This is a genomic window from Pseudomonas fluorescens (assembly GCF_003732425.1).
Taxonomy (GTDB): Bacteria; Pseudomonadota; Gammaproteobacteria; order Pseudomonadales; family Pseudomonadaceae; genus Aquipseudomonas; species Aquipseudomonas fluorescens_BE.
Window position 1 is genome coordinate 448,113 of the sequence record NZ_MOBX01000016.1, and the last position, 24,623, is coordinate 472,735.

The 24,623-nt window shown below is 56.4% G+C and carries 23 protein-coding genes; 11 read left to right on the forward strand and 12 right to left on the reverse strand.

Going from position 1 to position 24,623, the window contains the following annotated elements:
• The first annotated feature begins 72 nt into the window (after nt 1-72).
• On the forward strand, nt 73-2,082 hold the full coding sequence (rep, locus tag BK670_RS27760) for a DNA helicase Rep (RefSeq protein WP_123454601.1): 2,010 nt from the start codon (nt 73-75) through the stop codon (nt 2,080-2,082).
• Nucleotides 2,083-2,139: 57 nt separating this feature from the next.
• The gene (locus BK670_RS27765) at nt 2,140-2,712 is read left to right on the forward strand and encodes a xanthine phosphoribosyltransferase (protein WP_003229440.1); all 573 of its coding nucleotides are present in this window, start codon (nt 2,140-2,142) and stop codon (nt 2,710-2,712) included.
• A gap of 117 nt (nt 2,713-2,829) precedes the next feature.
• Here BK670_RS27765 and srmL read toward each other — a convergent pair whose 3' ends face one another.
• A complete protein-coding gene (srmL, locus tag BK670_RS27770; protein ID WP_123454603.1) occupies nt 2,830-3,978 on the reverse strand; it encodes a PheS-related mystery ligase SrmL in 1,149 nt (382 codons plus the stop codon).
• A 398-nt stretch (nt 3,979-4,376) separates the two neighbouring features.
• On the opposite strand from srmL, the gene BK670_RS30040 reads away from it, so the two are divergent.
• Both BK670_RS30040 and BK670_RS27775 read left to right on the forward strand, forming a co-directional pair.
• Complete coding sequence (locus BK670_RS30040; RefSeq protein ID WP_259697597.1) at nt 4,377-4,679, forward strand: hypothetical protein; 303 nt, start codon at nt 4,377-4,379, stop codon at nt 4,677-4,679.
• Nucleotides 4,621-5,370 (forward strand): CgnE/CgnB domain-containing protein, encoded by a 750-nt coding sequence (locus BK670_RS27775; RefSeq protein WP_473086927.1) that lies wholly within the window; start codon nt 4,621-4,623, stop codon nt 5,368-5,370. Before BK670_RS30040 ends, BK670_RS27775 begins: the two co-directional genes overlap by 59 nt.
• A gap of 112 nt (nt 5,371-5,482) precedes the next feature.
• Here BK670_RS27775 and BK670_RS27780 read toward each other — a convergent pair whose 3' ends face one another.
• Nucleotides 5,483-7,405, reverse strand: a complete 1,923-nt coding sequence (locus BK670_RS27780) for an acetyl-CoA hydrolase/transferase C-terminal domain-containing protein (RefSeq protein ID WP_123454605.1) — start codon at nt 7,403-7,405, stop codon at nt 5,483-5,485.
• Between the two features lie 363 nt (nt 7,406-7,768).
• Here BK670_RS27780 and BK670_RS30385 point away from each other — a divergent pair, with 363 nt between their 5' ends.
• Genes BK670_RS30385 through BK670_RS27795 form a run of 3 tightly spaced genes read left to right on the forward strand, consistent with a single transcriptional unit; the run spans nt 7,769 to nt 10,580 of the window.
• Nucleotides 7,769-8,224, forward strand: coding sequence for a DUF6932 family protein (locus BK670_RS30385; RefSeq protein ID WP_123455132.1), 456 nt, complete (start codon nt 7,769-7,771; stop codon nt 8,222-8,224).
• Between the two features lie 17 nt (nt 8,225-8,241).
• On the forward strand, nt 8,242-9,501 hold the full coding sequence (locus BK670_RS27790; protein ID WP_123454607.1) for a helix-turn-helix domain-containing protein: 1,260 nt from the start codon (nt 8,242-8,244) through the stop codon (nt 9,499-9,501).
• Nucleotides 9,498-10,580 (forward strand): beta family protein, encoded by a 1,083-nt coding sequence (locus tag BK670_RS27795; RefSeq protein ID WP_123454609.1) that lies wholly within the window; start codon nt 9,498-9,500, stop codon nt 10,578-10,580. The genes BK670_RS27790 and BK670_RS27795 overlap by 4 nt, the downstream gene beginning before the upstream one ends.
• Here the strand turns inward: BK670_RS27795 and BK670_RS29525 are convergent.
• The 6 genes from BK670_RS29525 to dadA form a co-directional block, all read right to left on the reverse strand.
• Nucleotides 10,537-11,124 carry a sce7726 family protein gene (locus BK670_RS29525; protein ID WP_185036835.1) on the reverse strand — a complete coding sequence of 196 codons (588 nt, stop codon included), beginning with the start codon at nt 11,122-11,124 and terminating at the stop codon, nt 10,537-10,539. The two genes, BK670_RS27795 and BK670_RS29525, sit on opposite strands and share 44 nt — an antisense overlap.
• Nucleotides 11,125-11,358: 234 nt before the next feature.
• Entirely contained in the window at nt 11,359-11,775 is a 417-nt protein-coding gene (locus BK670_RS27800; RefSeq protein ID WP_123454611.1) for a c-type cytochrome, read from the reverse strand.
• 181 nt (nt 11,776-11,956) lie between these two features.
• Nucleotides 11,957-12,505 carry a cupin domain-containing protein gene (locus BK670_RS27805; RefSeq protein WP_007920393.1) on the reverse strand — a complete coding sequence of 183 codons (549 nt, stop codon included), beginning with the start codon at nt 12,503-12,505 and terminating at the stop codon, nt 11,957-11,959.
• A gap of 88 nt (nt 12,506-12,593) precedes the next feature.
• Entirely contained in the window at nt 12,594-13,667 is a 1,074-nt protein-coding gene (alr, locus tag BK670_RS27810) for an alanine racemase (protein WP_123454613.1), read from the reverse strand.
• A 94-nt stretch (nt 13,668-13,761) separates the two neighbouring features.
• Nucleotides 13,762-14,115 carry a RidA family protein gene (locus BK670_RS27815; protein ID WP_038359209.1) on the reverse strand — a complete coding sequence of 118 codons (354 nt, stop codon included), beginning with the start codon at nt 14,113-14,115 and terminating at the stop codon, nt 13,762-13,764.
• Nucleotides 14,087-15,391 (reverse strand): D-amino acid dehydrogenase, encoded by a 1,305-nt coding sequence (gene dadA, locus BK670_RS27820; RefSeq protein WP_123454615.1) that lies wholly within the window; start codon nt 15,389-15,391, stop codon nt 14,087-14,089. Before dadA ends, BK670_RS27815 begins: the two co-directional genes overlap by 29 nt.
• A gap of 154 nt (nt 15,392-15,545) precedes the next feature.
• Between dadA and BK670_RS27825 the strand changes: the two genes are divergently transcribed.
• On the forward strand, nt 15,546-16,034 hold the full coding sequence (locus tag BK670_RS27825) for an Lrp/AsnC ligand binding domain-containing protein (RefSeq protein WP_003177284.1): 489 nt from the start codon (nt 15,546-15,548) through the stop codon (nt 16,032-16,034).
• A 110-nt stretch (nt 16,035-16,144) separates the two neighbouring features.
• Here the strand turns inward: BK670_RS27825 and BK670_RS27830 are convergent, their stop codons facing one another.
• Nucleotides 16,145-16,498, reverse strand: a complete 354-nt coding sequence (locus BK670_RS27830; RefSeq protein ID WP_123455134.1) for a YkgJ family cysteine cluster protein — start codon at nt 16,496-16,498, stop codon at nt 16,145-16,147.
• A 147-nt stretch (nt 16,499-16,645) separates the two neighbouring features.
• Between BK670_RS27830 and BK670_RS27835 the strand changes: the two genes are divergently transcribed.
• A complete protein-coding gene (locus BK670_RS27835; protein WP_123454617.1) occupies nt 16,646-17,956 on the forward strand; it encodes an NAD(P)/FAD-dependent oxidoreductase in 1,311 nt (436 codons plus the stop codon).
• Between the two features lie 41 nt (nt 17,957-17,997).
• Here the strand turns inward: BK670_RS27835 and BK670_RS27840 are convergent, their stop codons facing one another.
• Entirely contained in the window at nt 17,998-18,240 is a 243-nt protein-coding gene (locus BK670_RS27840; RefSeq protein ID WP_123454619.1) for a DUF1127 domain-containing protein, read from the reverse strand.
• 178 nt (nt 18,241-18,418) lie between these two features.
• Here BK670_RS27840 and BK670_RS27845 point away from each other — a divergent pair, with 178 nt between their 5' ends.
• Together BK670_RS27845 and BK670_RS27850 are read left to right on the forward strand one after the other, a co-directional pair.
• Nucleotides 18,419-19,840 carry an aminotransferase-like domain-containing protein gene (locus tag BK670_RS27845; RefSeq protein WP_123454621.1) on the forward strand — a complete coding sequence of 474 codons (1,422 nt, stop codon included), beginning with the start codon at nt 18,419-18,421 and terminating at the stop codon, nt 19,838-19,840.
• 60 nt (nt 19,841-19,900) lie between these two features.
• Nucleotides 19,901-21,469 carry a phospholipase D family protein gene (locus BK670_RS27850; protein ID WP_123454623.1) on the forward strand — a complete coding sequence of 523 codons (1,569 nt, stop codon included), beginning with the start codon at nt 19,901-19,903 and terminating at the stop codon, nt 21,467-21,469.
• Between the two features lie 135 nt (nt 21,470-21,604).
• Here BK670_RS27850 and BK670_RS27855 read toward each other — a convergent pair whose 3' ends face one another.
• Complete coding sequence (locus BK670_RS27855; RefSeq protein WP_123454625.1) at nt 21,605-22,750, reverse strand: MFS transporter; 1,146 nt, start codon at nt 22,748-22,750, stop codon at nt 21,605-21,607.
• Nucleotides 22,751-22,942: 192 nt separating this feature from the next.
• Nucleotides 22,943-24,436 carry an aldehyde dehydrogenase gene (locus BK670_RS27865; protein ID WP_123454629.1) on the reverse strand — a complete coding sequence of 498 codons (1,494 nt, stop codon included), beginning with the start codon at nt 24,434-24,436 and terminating at the stop codon, nt 22,943-22,945.
• Nucleotides 24,437-24,623: the final 187 nt, after the last annotated feature.

Here is a 24,623-nt window from a genome sequence, read left to right on the forward strand (position 1 = left end):
GGACAGAGCAGCACAAATCGCTGAGCCTGTTAAAATGCCGGCCCATTTCGTCAACGACTCCCGAATTTTCGTATGTCCCGACTCAATCCCCGGCAGCAAGAAGCCGTGAACTACGTCGGCGGCCCTCTATTGGTGCTCGCCGGTGCTGGCTCCGGCAAAACCAGCGTGATCACCCGCAAGATCGCGCACCTGATCCAGAACTGCGGCATCCGTGCCCAGTACATTGTCGCCATGACGTTTACCAACAAGGCTGCGCGCGAGATGAAAGAGCGGGTCGGCACCCTGCTGCGCGCCGGCGAAGGTCGCGGCCTGACCGTCTGCACGTTCCACAACCTCGGTCTGAACATCATCCGCAAGGAACATGTGCGACTGGGCTACAAACCCGGTTTCTCGATCTTCGACGAGACCGACGTCAAAGCCTTGATGACCGACATCATGCAGAAGGAATACGCGGGCGACGACGGCGTCGACGAGATCAAGAACATGATCGGCGCCTGGAAAAACGACCTGATCCTGCCGGCCCAGGCCCTGGAAAATGCGCGCAACCCCAAGGAGCAGACCGCTGCCATCGTCTACACCCACTACCAGCGCACGCTCAAAGCGTTCAACGCGGTGGACTTCGACGACCTGATCCTGCTGCCGGTGAAGCTCTTTGAAGAGCACGCCGACATTCTCGAAAAATGGCAGAACAAGGTGCGTTACCTGCTGGTCGACGAATATCAGGACACCAACGCCAGTCAGTACCTGCTGGTGAAAATGCTTATCGGCAAGCGCAACCAGTTCACCGTGGTGGGCGACGACGACCAGTCGATCTACGCCTGGCGCGGCGCGCGGCCGGAAAACCTGATGCTGCTCAAAGACGACTATCCGTCCTTGAAAGTGGTGATGCTCGAGCAGAACTACCGCTCCACCAGCCGCATCCTGCGCTGCGCCAACGTGCTGATCTCGAACAACCCGCACGAATTCGAAAAGCAGCTGTGGAGTGAGATGGGCCACGGTGACGAGATTCGCGTGATTCGTTGCCGTAACGAGGATGCCGAAGCCGAGCGCGTGGCCATGGAAATCCTCAGCCTGCACTTGCGCACCGACCGTCCCTACAGCGACTTTGCGATTCTCTATCGCGGTAACTATCAGGCCAAGCTGATCGAACTGAAGCTGCAGCACCACCAGGTGCCGTACCGCCTGAGCGGCGGCAACAGCTTCTTCGGCCGCCAGGAAGTGAAAGACCTGATGGCCTACTTCCGCCTGATCGTGAACCCGGATGACGACAACGCCTTCCTGCGGGTGATCAACGTGCCGCGCCGGGAAATCGGCTCGACGACCCTGGAAAAACTCGGCAACTACGCCACCGAGCGCAAGATCTCGATGTACGCCGCCACCGACGAAATCGGTCTCGGCGAGCATCTGGACAGCCGCTTCACCGATCGCCTGTCGCGCTTCAAGCGTTTCATGGACAAGGTCCGCGAGCAGTGCGCCGGCGAGGATCCGATCTCGGCCCTGCGCAGCATGGTCATGGACATCGACTACGAGAACTGGCTGCGCACCAACAGCTCCAGCGACAAGGCTGCCGATTACCGGATGGGCAACGTCTGGTTCCTGATCGAGGCGTTGAAAAACACCCTCGAGAAGGACGAAGAAGGCGAAATGACCGTCGAGGACGCCATCGGCAAACTGGTCCTGCGCGACATGCTCGAGCGTCAGCAGGAGGAAGAAGACGGTGCCGAAGGCGTGCAGATGATGACCTTGCACGCCTCCAAAGGGCTGGAATTCCCCTACGTGTTCATCATGGGCATGGAAGAGGAAATTCTCCCGCACCGCTCCAGCATCGAAGCCGACACCATCGAAGAAGAACGCCGCCTGGCCTACGTGGGCATCACCCGCGCGCGCCAGACCCTGGCCTTCACCTTCGCCGCCAAGCGCAAACAGTACGGCGAGATCATCGACTGCGCGCCGAGTCGCTTCCTCGATGAGCTGCCGCCGGACGATCTGGCCTGGGAAGGCAACGACGACACACCGACCGAAGTCAAAGCCGTGCGCGGCAACAACGCATTGGCCGATATACGCGCGATGTTAAAGCGCTAGAATTGACCCCTTTTTACTAGACCTTCGGCGCACAAAGCGCCAAATGAGGACAGCTTCATGGAAGCATTGCACCAGAAAATCCGCGAACAAGGCATTGTGCTTTCCGACCAGGTCCTGAAGGTCGACGCCTTCCTGAACCACCAGATCGACCCGGCCCTGATGAAGCTGATCGGCGACGAATTCGCCACGCTGTTCAAGGACTCGGGCATTACCAAGATCGTCACCATCGAAGCCTCGGGCATCGCCCCGGCGATCATGACCGGTCTGAACCTCGGCGTGCCGGTGATCTTCGCCCGCAAGCAACAGTCCCTGACCCTGACCGAAAACCTGCTGTCGGCGACCGTTTATTCGTTCACCAAAAAGACCGAAAGCACCGTGGCCATCTCCCCGCGTCACCTGACCAGCAGCGACCGCGTGCTGATCATCGACGACTTCCTGGCCAACGGTAAGGCGTCGCAAGCGCTGATCTCGATCATCAAGCAGGCCGGCGCGACCGTTGCCGGACTGGGCATCGTCATCGAGAAGTCGTTCCAGGGCGGCCGCGCCGAACTGGATTCGCAGGGTTATCGCGTTGAGTCGCTGGCCCGCGTGAAATCGCTGAAGGATGGCGTCGTTACCTTCATCGAATAACCAGCAACATCGCAGCTCCCCTGTAGGAGTGAGCCTGCTCGCGATAGCGTAGTGTCAGTCGATATTCGTCGACTAATCCGGCACTTTTGCGAGCAAGCCCGCTCCCACAGGTAAGTCTCAAGCCTTCGACAAATTCATTCTGTACCCCGCCCCCGGCACCCCTTCATGCAACGCAGCTTGAATATCCGCATACAAGGCATTCGCCTCGCCGGTAGTAATTGAGCGTGAACAATCACGCAGCACAACATGCAAAAGCACGTTCTCCTGTCCCGGTAACATTCCGAGTCGCTCAATAGCCTGAACTGGTAAATCCGAACGCTGCCAACGCCCCTTGATTCGCATCTCCTCAATCCAGTTTGAGCAATCACCCGCCGCTTGCAACATCCTCTCGGTCAATACCTCTTCACTCAATCCCGGCGTTACCGCCAACGAGATATCGCGGGCAATCGACGGCAAACGAGATACCGCAGTCCACGGATCCAGATCATGCATCTGCGCCTGCACGCGAACATTCTGATCACGCAACAAACGAATATCAGGAATGCCTTTGCGCAACATCGTCAGGCGATCCAGCCCCATCCCAAGAGCGAGCCCGCCATGGCGCAGCGGATCAATCTGCAAACGCTGTAATAGCGACTTCGCGATACGCCCGCACTCCAGAACCTCGACCGGCGCGCCATCATTTAACACATTCACTTCAATTCCGCCCTCGGTGTAGTGATGGGGACTATCGCTATAAACCCAGGATTTTTCAGGAACGGCCGACTGCAGAATATCGCCCACAAGACGCAGCAAATGCTCATGGGATGCCAGCTCCGGGTCGCCCAAAACCCAAATGTCCATTTGATGAGGCTCGGCACAGTGCCAGCGATCTCGGCTATCACGCCTGAAGGTGATACCCGGTGCCGCCAGCAAAATAGTTTGTCCCGGCTGACGAGCCTCGGCGGCCTGCTGAAGCGCCGCAGGAATCTGGCTCGTGGTCTGCGTTCGCAAAAGCGAATGCTCATCCACCCAACGTGTGTGCTCACTGCCGAGGGTAATTTCTGTCGGGTCGTAACCAAGCAAACCGTAGTTTTCTTCTGCAGACACAATCCTTGGCCCCACCTGCAACTGGGCTGGGGGCCAGCCCTTTTCTGCGAGTCCTTGAAGGACTTCATTGAGCAGTAGTCGGACTGCGTGGTCAGGTTGGTTTTTTTCGGTTAAGTCAGTCAGGAGTAAGGCTTGGTGGACAGATTCGTCTGTCAGGTATTTCTTTGATGTGTGCACTGTGTGCCCCTGTGTTCATGGTTGGCATGAGCCCCGAAAACAAAGCCCATAAATAAAACCTAACCAGACAAGACCTTTCACCACAATTGAAAAACCTTGAATTTACAACTTTCAGAATAGCCCTACAGACGCGATCTTCTTAAATAACCGAACCACCCATCTCTAAAAACAAGACATACGAATTGATTCTTAAAAAGCGAAAATAATTATTTAAAATAATTACCAACTTATGCATTAATCCGCTCACCCCCATGCGACATGGGGGATCACAACAAAATCAAAAAAAGGAAAATCAAATGCAAACTGAAAAAATCACAAAAGAAAATCTTAATCGAATCACTTCTGGCCCGGACAATTTTGGATGGGCACCGTTGGCTTGGGCGTATACCGAAGATTAATTGAAAGCACCGCGCGGCAACCGCCCTTGCCGCGTACTTCAGAAAAAGGAGGGTTTTATGGCACCGCCAGATATAGCGTCGACGCTCTTCAATCATGAAGAATTTTCGATTATCGCCGACTCGAATGAGTTCCTCAGAGAATGCGAGCTTTTGGGATTCGCAACGGCCAATATTGCTCAATTAGAGGTATTTCCAAAAAACAGCATCGTTTTTTCTTTCAGTAATGAAGCTGCAAAAATGACATTTGAGATCGCCAAAAAACAGAGCGAAAAAAATCATTTTCTGCGCGACCCAAGTATTTGAGCCATCCTTAGCCGCGGCACTTTACAGCCTAGAGCTTCTGATGGACAGCGACTTTCAGCAATCACTCTGCTCGCAGCGAGATGTATTGAATATGCTTAACTCCTACCAGACGTTTTCGTTGTCTGGTAACGATTCCAATGCAGAAGTATCTATTCTTCCCCATGCACAGCCTTATGCATTGCTTGGCGAAGATGTGACCGAGAACTTCGTGCAGTCCGTCGCAGAATTCTTTGAGGTTCATTACGCACACATGAACCCTTTAGAGCCCTGCCCTTTTATATTTTCAGGCACGTTAAATATTTCTGGAATACTGACTGTACTTAGAAAGCCTAATCCCGAATTACCTGCCGGTCTAAAAACATCTCTAAAATGGCTAAGCGATCGAATATCAAACGAAGAGGCTTCGCTCACAATAAAAGAAAACAACATAACTTCATTAAAAATAAATAATGAAAAACATATAAAACTTCTGGATCTCGCTGCTGGCAAACGCGGACTGAAACTTACGGAATTTGCCATCGGCGTTAACGATTCCATCTCGAACAAAATTGATTACAAAATCAACTCCCAGATGAATGAGGGTATCAGTGGTATTCATTTAGCTATTGGTGATGGTTCCTCTGGCTACCACATAGACTTTCTTAGCCCATCCGTGAGCGTCCATCCAATACACTCGTTTGCATGCGCCTAACCTGTAGGAGCCGAGCTTGCTCGCGATAGCGTAGTGTCAGTCGATATATTCGTCGGCTGAAACACCGCTATCGCGAGCAGGCTCACTCCTACAGTTGTTTTGGGTCCGGTAGTTATTGTGCGGTGGCTTTAAGGCCGGTGAGCAGTAATCGCTGAAAGAGGTCTTCTTTCAGGCCTTCCGGGTTTGTGAGTTGCATGCGTTCGAGGTGTTCGGGATACAGCGAAGCCTCCGGCGCATCGAGGGCTGCCTTGCCCAGTTCCAGAATCTCAGTGAGTTTGAATTTGCTCTTCAGCCAGTTCAGCGCCCGCAGCAAATCCCGTTCGATCGCGGTGAAATCGCAGCCCAGCGGATACTCCGGAAACAGGTTCGGATGCCGCGCGGCGATCGCCTGCAAACGTTGGGGCGTGTTGTCGGCGAAGCGTGGGTCGAGACGGAAATTCTTTGGCAGTTTGCCGACTTTTTGCGCTTGCTCGATCAGGCCCTGCTGAAAGCGGGAGTCGCTGATGTTCAGCAGCGATTCAATGACGACCGCGTCGGATTTACCGCGCAGATCGGCAATGCCGTACTCGGTCACGACGATGTCACGCAGATGCCGTGGGATCGTGCAGTGACCGTATTCCCAGACGATGTTGGAACTGACATCGCCCCCGGATTCACGCCAGCTGCGCAGAATCAGAATCGACCGCGCATCGTGCAACGCATGCCCCTGCGCCACGAAGTTGTACTGCCCGCCGACTCCGCTGAGCACCCGTCCGTCATCTAGCTGATCCGCGACGCCCGCGCCCAGCAACGTCATGGTGAACACGGTGTTGATGAACCGTGCATCAAGGCGCTGCAAGCGCTTCAATTCTTCCTGCCCGTACAGCTCGTTGATGTAGCTGATGCGGGTCATGTTGAATTCGAGACGTTTGCTCTGCGGTAACTCGCGCAGGCGCTCATAAAAACTGCGCGGGCCAAGGAAGAAACCGCCATGCACCGAGATGCCGTCAGTCTGCGCGGCCTCATCGAGGGTGCCAGCATTGGCCTGTTCCTGCGTCTGCACGTCGGGATAGACCTTGCGCCGGATAATCCCGGCGTCCGCCAGCACCAGCAGACCGTTGACGAACATTTCACTGCAGCCATACAGGCCCTTGGCGAACGGCGCGGTGCCACCCTCCCGTTCGATCAACTGCGCCCACTGACTGAGATTGATGTCATCGAGCAATGCTGAGTATCCGGCGTTATCTGCCTGACGTGCGAGCAGTGCGGCGGTCAGCGCATCGCCCATCGAGCCGATGCCGATCTGCAACGTACCGCCGTCGCGCACCAGCGTACTCGCGTGCAAACCAATGAAATGATCCTGAAACCCCACTGGCATGTTCGGCGTGGAAAACAGCGTGCTGCTGTCCTTCGCGTCGATCAGCAGGTCGAAGGTGTCGATATCAACTTCGGCGTCACCGGGCATGTACGGCAGATCGGTGTGCACCTGGCCGACCAGCAAAATGGTTTCCCCGGCGTCGCGGCGCTTGGCGATCATCGGCAACAGGTCGAGGGTGATGTCCGGGTTACAGCTCAGGCTCAGACGGTCCGGGTGTTCACTGCTGCTGGCCAGCAGTTGCGCCACCAGATTCAGACCGGCCGCGTTGATGTCGCGGGCGGCGTGGCTGTAGTTGCTGCTGACGTAATCCTGCTGGGCCGGCGCGCTGTTGAGCAGGCTGCCGGGCTGCATGAAAAACTGCTCGATACGGATGTTGGCGGGCAGGCTGTCACGGTGCAGATCGGCGAGGAAATCAAATTCCGGGTAATCACCGAAGACGCGCTCGACGAAGGGTTCGATGAAGCGCTTCTGCAAACCATCGCCCAGCGTCGGACGGCCCAGGCACAGGGCGGTGTAGATCGTCAGGTAGCGCTCGGGCAGGGCTTTGATCCGCCGGTACAGCGCGTTGACGAAGTGATTGGGTTTGCCCAGGCCCAGCGGCATGCCCATGTGGATATGCGCCGGCAACCGCGCCAGCACGTCGTCCACTGCCTGTTCGATCGAACACAACTGCACCATCTGAAGCCTCCTGCCCGTTCCGTGAATAGGGGTACGACCGAGATTGCCGGTTGTTTGCTGCAATGAACAGCCCTGTATTTGCTTTGAGGATTGGAAGGTTCATATCAAGCAGCGTGTTACGAGCACTTTTTACTGCGACAACCGGACATACCTTCGAAAGGCGAGATAAAAAACCTCTCAAATGTAACGAGACATAACTATCGAATAGAAAAATATTCATAAAAATCAAAAGTTTGAAAATGGTCTTAAGAGATTTTTCCACGACTATTATCTTTTGTGGATCCAATTTTTGCTTGGGATGGTTGACCATTCTCATGGCTAATAGCTATCGTATGGCCAACGACACAACAATTTTGTTGCATGATGATCCCAACTCTAGTAAATCCTCATTCAAGCCCTTGGGCGGTCCTCCCGGCCGGAATCCATGCTGCATCACTCCGAGAAATCGAGGATGTATTCACCTCGAATGCAAAGCGGAGGCGCCTTTTCGCCGGACTAAGGCTGGCCTGCATTGCACTGCGAGATGCCGGATGTAAGAAGCTGTATGTCGACGGGAGTTTTGTGACGGCCAAACCCATCCCTGGAGACTACGACATCTGCTGGGAGCCTGCCGATGTAGACCCGAACCGCTTAGATCCTGTGTTCCTCGATTTCGAGGACAAAAGACGGAATCAGAAGCTGAAGTATGGCGGTGAATTTTTTCCGTTCACTTGGCAGGTCGAACCGGGAAAAACTTACTTCGAATATTTTCAGAACGATAGGTTTACAGGGCAGCCGAAAGGCATTCTATCCATCGATTTGACTTGCGAGCCCCTTTAATGAGGGAGAGCACGAGCATGATATACAACGAAAGACAATATGCATCCTCACAAAAGCAGCTTGAAAATTTATCCGCTGCTCTAGGAAGTTTTCAGCCATCTGGACTCGAATGGTTGGACTCCGCTCAAGCTAGAGCCATTGAGTCTCAGATCAGGGAAATCAGGTCGGAAATCCGAGAGTATGAGCTTATAAAGGAAGGAAAGGTTTCCTACTCCGAGTGCTCCGGACTTTCTGAGCTACCAAAAGCCCTGATAACTGCACGCATCGCTTCAGGCATGAACCAAAAAGACTTAGCTGACAAACTAAAGTTATCTGTTCAGCAGATTCAAAGGTATGAAGCTTCAAATTACATGGCAGCTAGTCTCTCGAGACTTATAAGCATTGCAGAAATTTTAAATGTAAAAATCAAAGAATCTTGGACTGGCGCAAAAGCAAATGATGCCAGTACCGTTTACAGCTGGAGCAACACTGAAAATATAGACTGGGAAATGTTCCCAGCGAAAGAAATGATCAAAAGAGGATGGATAGCCAACAGCACTGGAGCTGGAAAAACAGAATTAGTGAGATCTTACTTCTTAGGTAATGGAGGAAAAAACTCACCGGTTCTACATAGAAAAAAATTCCATGGCGAAAATAAGCCTAATGAATATTCTCTCTTGGCTTGGCAAGCTCGCGTTCTGGAAAAGGCTAGAGGAAAAATTGAATCTGGCGACATTAACGAATACGAGCACACTGATACATGGTTGAAAGATCTAGCAAGATTAACAACTAGAAATGATGCCCCCCTTGCAGCTCGGGATTTTTTGGCTAAAAAGGGCATTGTCCTAATTGTTGAACGTCACCTTCCTGGCACTTACTTAGATGGTGCTGCGATGACGCTCGAAACGGGCAATCCGGTAGTTGCCATGACGATACGACATGATCGTCTAGATAATTTCTGGTTCGTTCTTTTTCATGAGCTTGCCCATGTATCACTTCACCTATTTGATTCATTACAAATGGATTTTTTCGACGAAGAAAGCAAAGACCAGGGAGATAATGTAGAAAAAGAAGCTGATGATTTTGCCTTAGAGTCTCTGATATGTAGCAAATCTTGGGACAGCTGCATTTCAAGATTCGCAATGACAAACGAATCAATATTACAAGATGCCAAACGGCTGGATATCCATCCTAGCATCATTGCTGGAAGGATAAGAAAAGAGAGCGGGAACTACAGCATCTTCTCGGATTTACTCGGCCAAGGAAAAGTTAGACCTTGCTTTGAGGAAGAAATATGAAATTTAACAAACAAAAATACGTCCCTGTATTGAAGTGGCGCCAAGGTGAATACCAAGCACTTTTCCTACTTAAGGATGAAATCAAAGATTGCGTTGTCCCGCTAATCGTCATCCCTCCTCGCGAGTATGATTTCGAGGAACAACGAATGAAAAAAACCATTCATGAGCACGTGGAAACTTTTCCCAAACGCCTCAAACAAAAATGGTCAACGCGATTGGCAATGGTCGATATCCATGAATCCCTAGAAAATGAAAAAATGGATGATGGAAGGCAGGTAGCGGATTTTGTTCTTCAAGAAGCCGCAGCAATAAGTTGTAAGGTGATACCCGTTATCGGCTTAACAAAAAGTCCGGGGTATTTAGCTAGCGTACGAAGTTTTGTCTCTGCACATGGTTGTGGCGTAGCGCTCAGGGTGAAGCTGGCAGAACTTAACCTGCCGAATATAGACAATGATATTTCAAAGCTTCTACGGTCTCTTGAAGTATCTTGGAGCAGCGTCGATCTAATCATTGATCTTGGCGATCCAGGAAATTTCCAACCTTACCCAATATTTGCAAAAATAATCTCAGAAGCAACAGCAAAGATCGGTGGCTACAACCTTTCGAGATCAATTACCTTAGTAGGTACTTCTTTAAATCTTACCGTAGTAAAAAAACCTGGAGCAACTCAAATTCGACATGAGTGGCCCCTTTATAAAGCGTTCCGTATAGAGCTCGAAAAAAACGAGCTCACCCCAAATTTTGGAGATTATACAATCGAGTCTCCGGATTTCGCAGACAGTGTAGATATGCGCATGATGAAACCAGGAGGAAAAATAGTATATACGACAGCAGATTCTTGGCTTATTCCAAAAGGCGGATCCTTTAGAGATAATAACTCTCAAATGATTGGGCACTGCGCCGCAATCATCTCATCTGGACACTATATGACAAGAGCGTTTAGCTCTGGCGACGAACGAATCGAAGATACTGCTAAAAAAATTAACAATTGCGGAAATCTAACCACTTGGAAATTCGTCGGAGTAAACCATCACATCACATATATTGTACGCCAGCTCGCCAATCAGTACGCAACATGAATTTTTCTTTAATTAATTGCGTAAGGTGCTTAGCTGTCATCTTTTCCGGAAGAAGTCTGTAGAGCGTCTCACGGGAGGATTTCAAGCTTTTCTCATCAATACCAAGCTGAGTCAGAATATCAATTATTTCCTTCCTCCAGAGAAAATGCGCCATAGCGTGAATTTCAAGCTGGGGATTTTTTTTTGCTCGACGAATAGTTTTGAATGCGACTCCGCCTTTACTACCCTTTGTTGCAAGGATTACTCCGCACCAATCCGGCAGCATAACTAACAACTTATCTAGATGATTAGGCGCCGTAATGATAGAAACCTTTTCAAAACACCTAGAATACTCAGCCAGCTGCTCTGGCAAACGAGACAAAGTATCTTTTGAGCTCTTTATCTCGTACCCATGTATTAGCCCATTGAGTACAGCGATATCGGCTCTAGCTTTTCCGTGCGCAATACCCAACTCATCTATAACAAGAGTATTTGGGCATTCATGATAATGGCGGAGTTTTTTTTGGTGGAAATGATGTCTAATCTCAAAATCACGACTTTCCATATTCCCTCCCTTATTACTACAGTTTTCACTGGTATGATCGGGTAATGGGTACACACCCATTTCCACAGCGCGCCATTTTACAGAAACTGAACCTTATCGCTAGGCAGTTTAGTCGATTGCTATGGAGTTTCTACCGAACGGCAGAGAGAAGGACTTCATTCAATCGATTTGGACTCGAACGTAGCAGGCACAAAAAAACCGTCCGAAGACGGTTTTTTTCGTCAGAAGCGCGCCTTACTTGAGGCCGGACATCTTCTGGATCGCGCCTTTGAGCTCGTCATCCGAGCAATCGGCGCAGGTGCCTTTCGGTGGCATGGCGTTGATACCGGTGATGGCCTTGGCCAGGATACCGTCGAGGCCGCCCTGGTGATCGGCACGTTCTTTCCACGCAGCGGTGTCACCGATTTTCGGCGCGCCCAACAGGCCGGTACCGTGGCAAGCATTGCAATGCTTGGCAATCACTTCGTCCGGGGTTTTCGCCCCGCCACCGCCGCCTGCGGAAGCGGCGACTTCCATCCCCTTGCATTCCTTGCCTTGCACACACACCTGACCGACCGGCTCGAGGCGTTTGGCAATGTCGTCATTCGTCGCAGCTTGAGCGCTGACAGCCCAGAGGGCCAGTACGGTTGCTGGTACAGCCAGCATTTTCATAATTAGATTCACGCGTTCACCCTCAATGGTGGCTATTCACGCCTGCGGCCACGGTTCGCAGGCGGGCGGAAGTATAGCGGGTAGCCCGCCACACTGAAACAACCCCATAGTCGAAGGGGTTATACCGCGCAGTCGAAAAACTGTGCGGATGCCTTTGCCATCATGGCCTGGCACCTCTGTGTTAAAAATTCGCCGGCGTGGCTGCGCTGATTAGTCGCGCAGGCGCGTCGAACGGATTACGGAAACGATGCGGCTTGGTACTCTCAAAATAGTAGCTGTCACCGGCTTCGAGAATAAAAGTTTCCAGACCCACCACCAGTTCCAGACGACCTTCCACCAGAATCCCGGTTTCTTCGCCTTCATGGGTGAGCATTTCTTCGCCAGTGTCGGCGCCTGGTGGATAGATCTCGTTGAGGAAGGCGATGGCGCGGCTGGGGTGCGCGCGGCCGACCAGTTTCATGGTCACGGCGCCGTCGGAGATGTCGATCAGCTCGTTGGCCTTGTAGACGATCTGGGTCGGGACTTCCTGCAGGATTTCTTCGGAGAAGAACTCGACCATGGACATGGGGATGCCGCCCAGTACCTTCCTCAGCGAACTGATCGAAGGACTGACGCTGTTCTTTTCGATCATCGAAATGGTGCTGTTGGTGACGCCCGCGCGTTTGGCGAGTTCACGCTGGGAAAGCCCTTTGAGCTTGCGGATCGATTGCAGTCGTTCACCGACGTCCAAGGCGGGAGCCTCCTGATGTTGTAAGAATATTGAGCGTTATCATGGCGACAGCGTTCAGTATTTACAACACTTGGCCCCCGCAGCGGCGTCAAGCCTCGGAATAGAGCCTTGGCACTCGACGCAGGTTGCAAAAGATCTGGTACGGAATGGTGCCCGCCCACTGCGCCACTTCGCTGGCGAGGATGTTTTTGCCCCACAGCTCAACGCTCGAACCGAGGCCGGCTTCCGGCACGTCGGTGAGGTCGATACAAAGCATATCCATCGACACGCGCCCGAGAATGCGACTACGTTTACCAGCCACCAGCACCGGCGTGCCGGTCGGCGCCTGACGCGGATAGCCGTCGGCGTAGCCCATGGCAACCACGCCGACGCGCATCGGCTTGTCGGTGATGAATTTGGCGCCGTAGCCGATCGGCTCGCCGGCCGGCAGTTCACGGACGCAGATGACTTTCGACTCCAGGGTCATCACCGGCTGCAGACGGTCAGCCACGGCGTTGGCCTCTTCGAACGGGGTCGCGCCGTAAAGCATGATGCCCGGGCGCACCCAGTCGCTGTGAATCTGCGGCCAGCCGAGCACGGCCGGCGAGTTGCGCAAGCTGACCTCGGCGGCTAGGCCCTGACGCGCCGCTTCGAACACCGCGACCTGATCGGCGCTGCTTTGCTCGTGCAGTTCATCGGCGCGGGCGAAGTGGCTCATCAACACGATCTTCGCCACTTTGCCGCTGGCCAGCAGACGCTGGTAGGCCGCTGGATAATCCTTCGGATGCAGACCAACGCGGTGCATGCCCGAATCGAGCTTCAACCACACAGTGATCGGCTTGCTCAGTGCCGCCTGCTCGATCGCTTCGAGCTGCCACAGCGAATGCACCACGGTCCAGAAATCATGCTCGACGATCAACGCCAGCTCATCGGCCTCGAAGATGCCTTCGAGCAGCAACACCGGGGCCTTGATGCCGGCAGCGCGCAACTCCAGCGCTTCTTCGATGCAGGCCACGGCAAAACCATCAGCTTCAGCCTCCAATGCCTGGGCGCAACGCACCGCGCCATGGCCATAGGCATCGGCCTTGATCACCGCAAGCGCCTTGGCGCCGGTGACTTCGCGGGCAATTCGGTAGTTGTGGCGCAGGGCTTCTAGGTCGATCAGGGCACGGGCTGGACGCATGGCGGCAGACTTCTAGGCGGTCATGGGAATAAAAACCGGCGCAGGCTGACGGCGTGAACCACCAACAGCGCCGGGAGAGGGATCTTTGAAACCGTTACGGCAGCGCGGCGACGATGGAAATCTCCACCAGAATGCTCGGCTTGGCCATCTTCGCTTCGACAGTGGCACGGGCCGGCGCAGCGCCCTTGGGCAGCCACTGGTCCCACACCGAGTTCATCCCGGCAAAGTGTGCTTCGATGTCGTTCAGGTAGATCGTCGCCGACAGCAGATGCTGCTTGTCAGTGCCCGCCAGATCGAGCAAGCGCTCGATATTGGCGAGGACGTCGCGGGTCTGCTGTTCAATCCCGGCGTCGAAGTCGTCGCCGACCTGCCCGGCCAGATACACGGTGCCGTTGTGGCTGACGATCTGACTCATGCGCTCATTGGTGAGCTGGCGCTGGATTGCCATGTTTTGCGGACTCCTGGGTCTTGTTGCCGTAACGGGAAATATCGAGGCCTTCGGCGCTGATCTGCGGCTTTTTCTTCGCCATCAGATCGGCCAGCAAACGACCGGAACCGCACGCCATGGTCCAACCAAGCGTGCCGTGGCCGGTGTTGAGGAACAGGTTCTTGAACGGCGTCGCGCCAACGATCGGCGTACCGTCCGGCGTGGTCGGACGCAGGCCGGTCCAGAAACTCGCTTCGGCCAGATTGCCACCCTGAGGATAAAGGTCGTTGACGATCATCTCCAGGGTTTCACGGCGACGCGGGTTCAGCGACAGGTCAAAACCGGCGATCTCGGCCATGCCGCCCACACGAATACGGTTATCGAAACGGGTGATCGCGACCTTGTAGGTCTCGTCAAGAATGGTCGAGGTCGGGGCCATCGCCGGGTTGGTGATCGGCACGGTCAGCGAGTAACCCTTGAGCGGGTACACCGGAGCCTTGATGCCCAGTGGCTTGAGCAGTTGCGGCGAGTAGCTGCCGAGCGCCAGCACGTAGCGGTCAGCGGTTTCCAGCTTGCCATCGATCCACACACCGTTGATGCGATCACCGGCATAGTCGAGTTTCTGAATGTCCTGGCCGAAGCGGAATTCCACACCCAGCTTCACGGCCATTTCGGCGAGACGCGTGGTGAACATCTGGCAATCGCCGGTCTGGTCGTTCGGCAGGCGCAGGGCACCAGCGAGGATGTCAGTGACGCCCGCCAAAGCCGGTTCGACGCGGGCAATGCCGGCGCGGTCGAGGACTTCAAACGGCACGCCGGATTCTTTCAGCACGGCAATGTCTTTGGCGGCGTTATCCAGTTGCGCCTGGGTGCGGAACAGCTGGGTGGTGCCGAGGCTGCGGCCTTCGTACGCGATGCCGGTTTCAGCACGCAATTCGTCGAGGCAATCACGGCTGTACTCGGACAGACGCACCATGCGTTCCTTGTTCACCGCGTAACGATTGGCGGTGCAGTTGCGCAGCATCTGCGCCATCCACAAGTACTGGTCGATGTCGGCGGTGGCTTTGATCGCGAGAGGGGCGTGGCGTTGCAGCAGCCACTTGATCGCCTTCAGCGGCACGCCCGGCGCAGCCCACGGCGAGGCGTAGCCCGGCGAGACCTGGCCGGCGTTGGCGAAACTGGTCTCCATGGCCGCGGCTGGCTGCCGGTCGACCACCACCACTTCAAACCCGGCACGGGCCAGATAGTAAGCACTGGCGGTACCGATGACGCCGCTACCCAAGACCATAACGCGCATTTTGTATCCCTCATCGCGGCTTTTCGCCGAGCTGTGTTGTTAGAGCAATGATGCGCGCAGTGTAAAAAAGAAATGCCAGTGCTTTTCACTATATAAGCGCCTATATTTGGCGACAATTCTCGGCAAAAACCCTTTTCACGGAGGCGCATCCCCTATGCGTACCAACACTCAGACCAAACGTGAGCTGGACAAGATCGACCGCAACATCCTGCGGATCCTGCAGGCGGACGGACGGATTTCCTTTACCGAACTCGGGGAAAAGGTCGGTCTCTCCACCACGCCTTGCACCGAGCGGGTGCGGCGTCTGGAGCGCGAAGGAATCATCATGGGCTACAACGCCCGGCTGAATCCGCAGCATTTGAAGGGTAGCTTGCTGGTGTTCGTCGAGATCAGCCTCGACTACAAATCCGGCGACACTTTCGAAGAGTTCCGCCGCGCGGTGCTGAAACTGCCGCATGTGCTGGAGTGCCACTTGGTATCAGGGGATTTCGACTACCTGGTGAAGGCGCGGATTTCCGAGATGGCGTCTTACCGCAAGCTGCTGGGCGACATTCTATTGAAGCTGCCGCATGTGCGTGAGTCGAAGAGTTATATCGTGATGGAAGAGGTCAAGGAGAGCCTGAGCTTACCTATTCCGGATTGAAGATCGGTGGCGCTCCATTCGCGAGCAGGCTCGCTCCCACAGGGGAATGCACTCCAAATGTGGGAGCGAGCCTGCTCGCGAAAGCGTCCCCTCGGTTCCGAGTGAGCGCGTTAAACCAACACCTGCCGATTCGCCGCCATGTACTCGAATATCTGCTTCTCGACGCGCGGATGAATCAGCTCCACCGGCCGTCGCTCATTCGGGCAAGGCAAGGTCTTGGTCGTCCCGAACAACCGGCAAATCAACGGTCGCTCCTCATACACCGTGCAGCCATTCGGCCCCAGATGCACACAGTTCAGTTCTTCCATCGCCGCATCCTGCTCGGCGCGACTCTTGCGCGGCAGACGGGCCATTTCTTCGGGCGAGGTGGTTACCGGGCCACAGCAATCGTGACAGCCGGGCACGCACTCGAACGAGGGAATCTGCTGGCGCAAGGTGCGGATTTTCTGGCTGTTGCAGCTCATTGCAGCGTTGACCGAAGAGGAATAGGCGGCAATTGTGCCGCAAAAGCCGCGATCCAGACACCGCAGGCCGACCAATGTTGCCCACGTTCGGGCGTGCGGCTTATGCTCCGTCAAATTTTCTCGACACTTAGCCGTTGGATGACGCCCATGACTGCCCGCGCCTACACCTCCGCGAGCCAACCGCACGTTGCCTCTTACTACGCCGCCAGTAGCTTGCCGCAGCCTGATCACCCGGTATTGCAAGGTGACGTGCTGGCCGATGTCTGCGTGGTCGGCGGCGGTTTTTCCGGGTTGAACACGGCGCTGGAACTGGCTGAACGCGGCCTCAGCGTGGTGTTGCTGGAAGCGCACAAGATCGGTTGGGGCGCCAGTGGCCGCAACGGCGGGCAGCTTATTCGCGGGGTCGGTCACGGTCTCGATCAGTTCGCCAACGTCATCGGCGCTGACGGCGTGCGCGAGATGAAACTGATGGGCCTGGAAGCGGTGGAAATCGTTCGCCAGCGCGTCGAGCGTTTTCAGATTGCCTGCGACCTGACCTGGGGCTACTGCGACCTCGCCAACAAACCGTCCGATCTTGAAGGCTTTGCCGAAGACGCCGAAGAACTGCGCAGTCTTGGCTATCGCTATGAAACCCGCTTGCTGCAAGCCAGCGACATGCACACGGTGGTCGGTTCCAAACGCTACGTCGGCGGCTTGATCGACATGGGTTCCGGACATCTGCACCCGCTGAATCTGGCCTTGGGTGAGGCAGCAGCAGCGCAGCAACTGGGCGTGAAACTATTCGAACATTCGGCAGTAACCCGTATCGACTACGGCCCTGAAGTGCAGGTGCATACAGCCCAAGGCTCGGTGCGCGCGAAGACGCTGGTACTCGGCTGCAATGCCTATCTCAACGATCTAAACCCGCAACTCAGCGGCAAGGTTTTGCCCGCCGGCAGCTACATCATCGCCACCGAGCCGTTGAGCGAAGCGCAGGCGCACAACCTGCTGCCGCAGAATATGGCGGTCTGCGACCAGCGTGTGGCACTGGATTACTACCGGCTCTCGGCGGATCGCCGCTTGCTGTTTGGCGGTGCCTGCCACTACTCGGGACGCGATCCGAAAGACATCGCGGCGTATATGCAGCCGAAGATGCTGGAAGTATTCCCGCAACTAGCTGGCGTGAAGATCGATTATCAGTGGGGCGGCATGATCGGCATCGGCGCCAATCGCTTGCCGCAGATCGGCCGGCTCGCGGATCAACCGAATGTGTATTACGCCCAGGCGTACTCCGGGCACGGGGTGAATGCCACGCACCTGGCGGGCCAGTTGCTGGCCGAAGCGATCAGCGGGCAACACAGCGGTGGCTTTGATCTGTTTGCCAAAGTGCCGCACATCACTTTCCCGGGCGGCAAGCATTTGCGTTCGCCGCTGTTGGCGTTGGGGATGTTGTGGCATCGCCTCAAAGAGTTGGTCTGATTGATCGTTCCCACGCAGAGCGTGGGACCGATCAGTGGTTCTCAAATCCGCCAGAACGGCTTCAACCCCTCCTCCAGCGCCTGCTCACGGGTCAGCCCGATGTCCTTGAGCTGATCCGCCGTCAGCGCCAGCAACGCCTTGCGCGTGTGCAGACGATGCCAGAACAGATCCCAGCGACTCAGGCCGGACGGCGTATTGCGCATGAGATTGCGCGCATTGTCCTTCTGCCCTGCCGCCAGTTCCTGACTGTGTAACGTCAGCCGCACATCGCTCAAGCCGTTCATTTTCAATGCTCCTGTTTACTTGGGTAGCCAGAGATTCCATGATGCGCGGGCGAGCAAAACCGTTACAGATTCAAAGCAACTGTATTAACTCCATACAGATTTGCCGCTTTACCGACTGAATTGTCGATTTTTGCCACATCTGTACTGGTTTATCGAATCACCGCACCGAGGCAGCGCCATGACCCTTTATGTAAATCTCGCCGAATTGCTCGGCACGCGCATCGAAAACGGCTTCTATCGCCCCGGTGACCGGCTGCCATCAGTGCGCGCCTTGAGCGTCGAACACGGGGTCAGTCTGAGCACGGTGCAGCAGGCTTATCGCATGCTCGAAGACAGCGGCATGGCGACGCCGAGACCCAAGTCCGGCTACTTTGTGCCGGTCGGCCGCGAGCTGCCAGAGCTGCCCGCCGTCGGCCGTCCGGCGCAGCGGCCGGTGGAGATTTCGCAGTGGGATCAGGTGCTGGAGTTGATTCGCGCGGTACCGCGCAAGGATGTCGTACAACTGGGTCGCGGCATGCCGGATATCAGCTCGCCGACGATGAAGCCGCTGTTGCGTGGGCTGGCGCGGATCAGCCGCCGTCAGGACATGCCCGGCCTGTATTACGACAACATCCACGGCACCCTCGAACTGCGCGAACAGATTGCCCGGCTGATGCTCGACTCCGGTTGCCAGTTGAGTGCCAGCGATCTGGTGGTCACCACCGGTTGCCACGAAGCGCTGTCCACCAGCATCCATGCGATCTGCGAGCCGGGTGACATTGTCGCGGTGGACTCGCCAAGCTTTCACGGCGCCATGCAGACCCTCAAAGGCCTGGGCATGAAAGCCCTGGAAATCCCTACCGACCCGCTCACCGGGATCAGCCTCGAAGCGCTGGAGCTGGCGCTGGAACAATGGCCGATCAAGGTCATCCAGCTCACGCCCAACTGCAATAACCCGCTCGGCTACATCATGCCGGAGTCGCGCAAACGCGCCCTGCTCAACCTCGCGCAGCGTTTCGACGTGGCGATCATCGAGGACGATGTGTATGGCGAACTGTCCTACACCTACCCGCGCCCTCGCACGATCAAATCCTTCGACGAAGACGGCCGTGTATTGTTATGCAGTTCGTTTTCCAAGACCTTGGCGCCCGGGCTGCGCATCGGTTGGGTTGCGCCGGGACGTTATCTGGAGCGGGTGCTGCACATGAAATACATCAGCACCGGCTCGACCGCGCCGCAGCCGCAGATCGCCATCGCCGAATTCCTCAAGGCCGGCCATTTCGAACCGCACTTGCGGCGCATGCGCACGCAATACCAGCGCAGCCGCGACCTGATGATCGATTGGGTGACCCGCTACTTTCCGGCGGGCACCCGCGCCAGCCGGCCGCAAGGCAGCTTTATGTTGTGGGTCGAATTGCCAGAGGGTTTCGACACCCTGAAACTGAATCGTGAGTTGCTTGACCAAGGCGTACAGATTGCCGTCGGCAGCATCTTTTCCGCCTCAGGCAAGTACCGCAATTGCCTGCGGATGAACTACGCTGCCAAACCGACAGCGCAGATCGAAGAGGCGGTGCGCAAGGTCGGCGAGACCGCTGTCAGATTGCTGGCGGAAGCCGACTGACCTTTTTCCAGAGAACCGCGTCCATATGCCGTCCCTTGCCGCCAACCGGAATGATCCTACGTGAGCTTCAGACAGCCCCTACTCGCTTTGCTGTTACTCGCCTCGTTCCTGAGCGGCTGTGCCAGTCTCGATGTTCCACGTGAGCCAAGCCAGGCGCTGCCAGCGTCCGATTCCAGCTTCGGCCGTTCGATTCAGGCGCAAGCGGCGCCCTACCAAGGCCGCTCGGGTTTTCGTCTGCTGTCCAACAGCACCGAAGCGTTCACCGCTCGCGCCGAGCTGATTCGCAACGCCCAGACCAGCCTCGATCTGCAGTACTACATCGTCCATGACGGCATCAGCACGCGGATGTTGGTAGAGGAATTGCTCAAGGCGGCCGATCGTGGCGTGCGTGTACGCATCCTGCTCGACGACACCACCAGCGATGGCCTCGACCAGATCATCGCCACGCTGGCGGCGCATCCGCAAATCCAGATTCGTCTGTTCAACCCGCTGCATCTGGGCCGCAGTACCGGCGTCACTCGCGCGGCGGGCCGCTTGTTCAACCTGTCGCTGCAACACCGACGCATGCACAACAAGCTATGGCTGGCGGACAACAGCGTGGCCATCGTTGGCGGACGCAATCTGGGTGACGAGTACTTCGACGCCGAGCCAAATCTGAATTTCACCGATATCGACATGCTCAGCGTCGGGCCGGTGGCCGATCAGCTCGGGCACAGTTTCGACCAATACTGGAACAGCGCCCTGAGCAAACCAATTGACGAGTTCCTCACCAGCAAACCGACCATCAAGGATCTGGAGAACACCCGCGCACGCCTGGAGGAGTCGCTGGAAGACACGCGTAAACAGAATCACGCTCTGTACCAGCAGTTGATGACGTTCAAGACCGAGCCGCGTATGGATATCTGGCGTAAAGAACTGATCTGGGCGTGGAATCAGGCGTTGTGGGATGCGCCGAGTAAGGTCTTGGCCAAGGGTGAGCCAGATCCGCAATTGCTTCTGACCACGCAGTTGGCGCCTGAACTCACTGGCGTCAGCAAAGAGCTGATCATGATCTCCGCCTACTTTGTGCCGGGACAGCCAGGGCTGGTGTATCTGACCGGGCGCGCCGATGCCGGGGTGTCTGTCAGACTACTGACCAATTCGCTGGAAGCGACAGACGTGCCGGCGGTGCACGGCGGTTATGCGCCGTATCGCAAGGCGCTGCTGGAGCATGGGGTCAAACTCTATGAACTGCGACGCCAGCCTGGAGACGGTGGCGGTAGCGGCCCGCATATCTTCTACAGCAAGTCATTTCGCGGCTCCGACTCAAGCCTGCACAGCAAAGCGATGATCTTTGATCGCCAGAAGTCGTTTATCGGCTCGTTCAACTTCGACCCGCGCTCGGTGCTGTGGAACACCGAAGTCGGGGTCTTGGTCGACAGTCCCGAGTTGGCCGAGCACGTGCGCGAATTGGCCTTGCAGGGCATGGCGCCGGCGTTGAGTTACCAAGCGAAATTGCAGGATGGCCATATCGTTTGGGTCACCGAAGACAACGGCCAGATGCATACGCTGAGCAAAGAGCCGGGGAGTTGGTGGCGACGGTTTAATGCGTGGTTCAGCACCACGGTCGGATTGGAACGCATGTTGTAATCCGACATAGATCCACTGTGGCGAGGGAGCTTGCTCCCGCTGGGCTGCGCAGCGGCCCCAAGATGTTGTGAGCGCTGCGCACTCAAGCGGGAGCAAGCTCCCTCGCCACAGGTCATCACTCAATTCAGAATCAGGTCAAGCAGGTTCGGCCACAGTTCCAAATGCACCTTGCCGCATCAGCAGAATCACCAGTCCAAACGCCCCAGCCGCCATCAACAGCGGCAACGCATGCCCGCTGATCCACTGACTGCCCGCGCCCGCCGCGAGCGGCCCGACCAGACAACCGACACCCCACAATTGCGCGATGTGCGCATTGGCACGCACCAGCGCATCGTCACGATAACGCTCGCCAATCAGAATCAGCGACAGAGTGAACAAGCCACCGGCACTCGCCCCGAAGAGCACCCACAACGGCCAGATCAACAGCGTATCGAGCAACAGCGGAATCGCCAGACTCGACAGCATCAGCACCAGCGCGCAGCCGGCGAACAACGTGCGTCGCGACAGATAATCGGCCAACGCGCCAATCGGCAACTGCAGCAATGCATCACCCACCACCACCGTGCTGACCATGGCCAGCGCTATCTCGGCAGTGAAGCCCTGCTGCAGGCAATACACCGGCAGCAACGTCAGGATCATCGCCTCGAACGCGGCGAACAACGACACCGCCCAGGCAATTGCCGGCAACTCGCGGGCGAAGGCCCACAACTCTCGGAACGTTACGCTGCTGGCCTCGCTGCTCGGTGCACCGCTGCGGCCCAGCAAGAGCAATGGCGACAGCAACAGCAAAGCGACACCGACCCAGAAACCGTAATCATGCTCGGTGCCCAGCGCGCCTAACAGCAACGGACCCGACAGTTGGCTCAACGCATAGCTGCTGCCATACAGCGCCACCAGTCGCCCGCGCCAGTTCTCGACCACCAGTTGATTGATCCAGCTCTCGCCGAGGATGAACACGATGGTCAGGATCACCCCGATCATCAGCCTTAACACCAACCAGATCGGGTAGCTCGGCAGCAACGCCAACAGACCGATCGACAGCGCCCCGGCCCACAGGCACAGGCGCATCAGGTTCGCCGTGCCGAAACGTGCTGCCAGATGGCTGGAAATCTTCGCGCCCAGCAGCACACCAATCGCCGGCATTGCCGCCATCACGCCGATGGCGAAGGCGCCGTAGCCCCAACCTTCGAGGCGCAACGACACCAACGGCATGCTGACCCCCAGGGCCAGGCCGACACTCAAGACAGACGCCAACACGGCGAAATACGTCGCCCACCGCATGTTCCACGCTCCTGTGGATAGTTATTTTTAGAGGCCACATCAAGCAAATGTGGGAGCGAGCCTGCTCGCGAATACGGCTGCACATTCAGCACATAGACTGACTGATACAGCGCTTTCGCGAGCAGGCTCGCTCCCACAGGGGATCTGCTTCGTCTGGAGGATCTGCTCTCGCGAACAGAACCTCTTAACGTCTTACAGCTTGATCCACGTCGCTTTCAGCTCGGTGTACTTGTCGAACGCGTGCAGCGACTTGTCGCGACCGTTACCCGACTGCTTGAAGCCGCCGAACGGTGCGGTCATGTCACCGCCATCGTACTGGTTGACCCACACGCTGCCGGCGCGCAATGCCTTGGCGGTCAGGTGCGCCTTGGAGATGTCCTGGGTCCATACCGCAGCGGCCAGGCCATACGGCGTGTCGTTGGCGATCTGGATCGCTTCTTCAGCCGTATCGAAAGCGATGACCGACAGCACCGGGCCGAAGATCTCTTCCTGCGCGATCTTCATCGCGTTGCTCACGCCGTCGAAAATCGTTGGCTCGACATAGGTGCCACCGGTTTCCTGCAGAATGCGCTTGCCGCCGGCGACCAGTTTGGCGCCATCGGTGTGGCCGGATTCAATGTACGACAGCACGGTGTTCATCTGCTGAGTGTCGACCAGCGCACCGACGTTGGTGGCCGGATCCAGCGGATTGCCCGGTTTCCAGGTTTTCAGCGCCTCGATCACCATCGGCAGGAATGTGTCCTTGATCGAACGCTCGACCAGCAGACGCGAACCGGCGGTGCAGACTTCGCCCTGGTTAAAGGCAATGGCGCTGGCAGCGGATTCGGCAGCGGCTTGCAGATCCGGCGCATCGGCAAAGACGATGTTCGGGCTCTTGCCGCCAGCTTCCAGCCAGACGCGTTTCATGTTCGATTCGCCAGAGTAGATCATCAGTTGCTTGGCGATCTTGGTCGAACCGGTGAACACCAGCGTGTCGACATCGTTGTGCAGAGCCAGCGCCTTGCCGACGGTGTGACCGTAGCCCGGCAGCACGTTGAGCACGCCTTTCGGAATGCCGGCCTCAACAGCCAGCGCAGCGATGCGGATGGCGGTCAGTGGGGATTTTTCCGACGGCTTGAGGATCACCGAGTTACCGGTCGACAGCGCCGGGCCGAGCTTCCAGCAAGCCATCATCAGCGGGAAGTTCCATGGCACGATGGCACCGACGACACCCACTGGCTCGCGGGTCACCAGACCCAGTTGATCGTGCGGCGTGGCCGCCACTTCGTCGTAGATCTTGTCGATCGCTTCACCGCTCCAGCTCAGCGCCTGCGCCGCGCCCGGAACGTCGATGTACAGCGAATCGCTGATCGGCTTGCCCATGTCGAGGGTTTCGAGCAGGGCCAGTTCTTCGGCGTGCTGCTTGAGCAGGCCGGCAAAACGGATCATGGTGGCTTTGCGTTTGGTCGGTGCCAGGCGCGACCAGACGCCGGAATTGAACGTGGTGCGGGCGTTTTCCACGGCGCGCTGGGCGTCGGCGGCGTCACAGCTGGCGATCTTGCCGAGCAGACGGCCGTCGACCGGGCTGATGCACTCGAAAGTCTCGCCGGAGACGGCGTCGGTGTATTCGCCATTGAGGTAGGCGCGGCCTTCGATTTTCAGGTCGCGGGCGCGTTGTTCCCAGTCGGCACGAGTCAGGGTGGTCATGTGAGTGTCCTCCTCTTGTTCAATACGAGCGCCGCGCGATCGTCGCCAGCGTCCTCAAAAATTCTGCCCGGCCAGCCTGCATTTCGGCCCAAGGCACCCGCCACCCTAAACCAGCGGCCGGGGTTGTTTCAATATATTTGACATAAGGCGGTTATACGGCCTTGCGGTGTTCATTTTAATAAACATA

Bases quoted from the DNA above. Each gene is read 5' to 3' on its own strand.
- rep (WP_123454601.1), top strand. From the start codon at position 73: ATGTCCCGACTCAATCCCCGGCAGCAAGAAGCCGTGAACTACGTCGGC.
- BK670_RS27765 (WP_003229440.1), top strand. From the start codon at position 2,140: ATGGAAGCATTGCACCAGAAAATCCGCGAACAAGGCATTGTGCTTTCC.
- BK670_RS27780 (WP_123454605.1), bottom strand. From the start codon at position 7,405: ATGGTGCAGTTGTGTTCGATCGAACAGGCAGTGGACGACGTGCTGGCG.
- BK670_RS30385 (WP_123455132.1), top strand. From the start codon at position 7,769: ATGATCCCAACTCTAGTAAATCCTCATTCAAGCCCTTGGGCGGTCCTC.
- BK670_RS27790 (WP_123454607.1), top strand. From the start codon at position 8,242: ATGATATACAACGAAAGACAATATGCATCCTCACAAAAGCAGCTTGAA.
- BK670_RS27795 (WP_123454609.1), top strand. From the start codon at position 9,498: ATGAAATTTAACAAACAAAAATACGTCCCTGTATTGAAGTGGCGCCAA.
- BK670_RS29525 (WP_185036835.1), bottom strand. From the start codon at position 11,124: ATGGAAAGTCGTGATTTTGAGATTAGACATCATTTCCACCAAAAAAAA.
- BK670_RS27800 (WP_123454611.1), bottom strand. From the start codon at position 11,775: ATGAAAATGCTGGCTGTACCAGCAACCGTACTGGCCCTCTGGGCTGTC.
- alr (WP_123454613.1), bottom strand. From the start codon at position 13,667: ATGCGTCCAGCCCGTGCCCTGATCGACCTAGAAGCCCTGCGCCACAAC.
- BK670_RS27815 (WP_038359209.1), bottom strand. From the start codon at position 14,115: ATGGCAATCCAGCGCCAGCTCACCAATGAGCGCATGAGTCAGATCGTC.
- dadA (WP_123454615.1), bottom strand. From the start codon at position 15,391: ATGCGCGTTATGGTCTTGGGTAGCGGCGTCATCGGTACCGCCAGTGCT.
- BK670_RS27825 (WP_003177284.1), top strand. From the start codon at position 15,546: ATGCGTACCAACACTCAGACCAAACGTGAGCTGGACAAGATCGACCGC.
- BK670_RS27830 (WP_123455134.1), bottom strand. From the start codon at position 16,498: ATGAGCTGCAACAGCCAGAAAATCCGCACCTTGCGCCAGCAGATTCCC.
- BK670_RS27835 (WP_123454617.1), top strand. From the start codon at position 16,646: ATGACTGCCCGCGCCTACACCTCCGCGAGCCAACCGCACGTTGCCTCT.
- BK670_RS27840 (WP_123454619.1), bottom strand. From the start codon at position 18,240: ATGAACGGCTTGAGCGATGTGCGGCTGACGTTACACAGTCAGGAACTG.
- BK670_RS27845 (WP_123454621.1), top strand. From the start codon at position 18,419: ATGACCCTTTATGTAAATCTCGCCGAATTGCTCGGCACGCGCATCGAA.
- BK670_RS27855 (WP_123454625.1), bottom strand. From the start codon at position 22,750: ATGCGGTGGGCGACGTATTTCGCCGTGTTGGCGTCTGTCTTGAGTGTC.
- BK670_RS27865 (WP_123454629.1), bottom strand. From the start codon at position 24,436: ATGACCACCCTGACTCGTGCCGACTGGGAACAACGCGCCCGCGACCTG.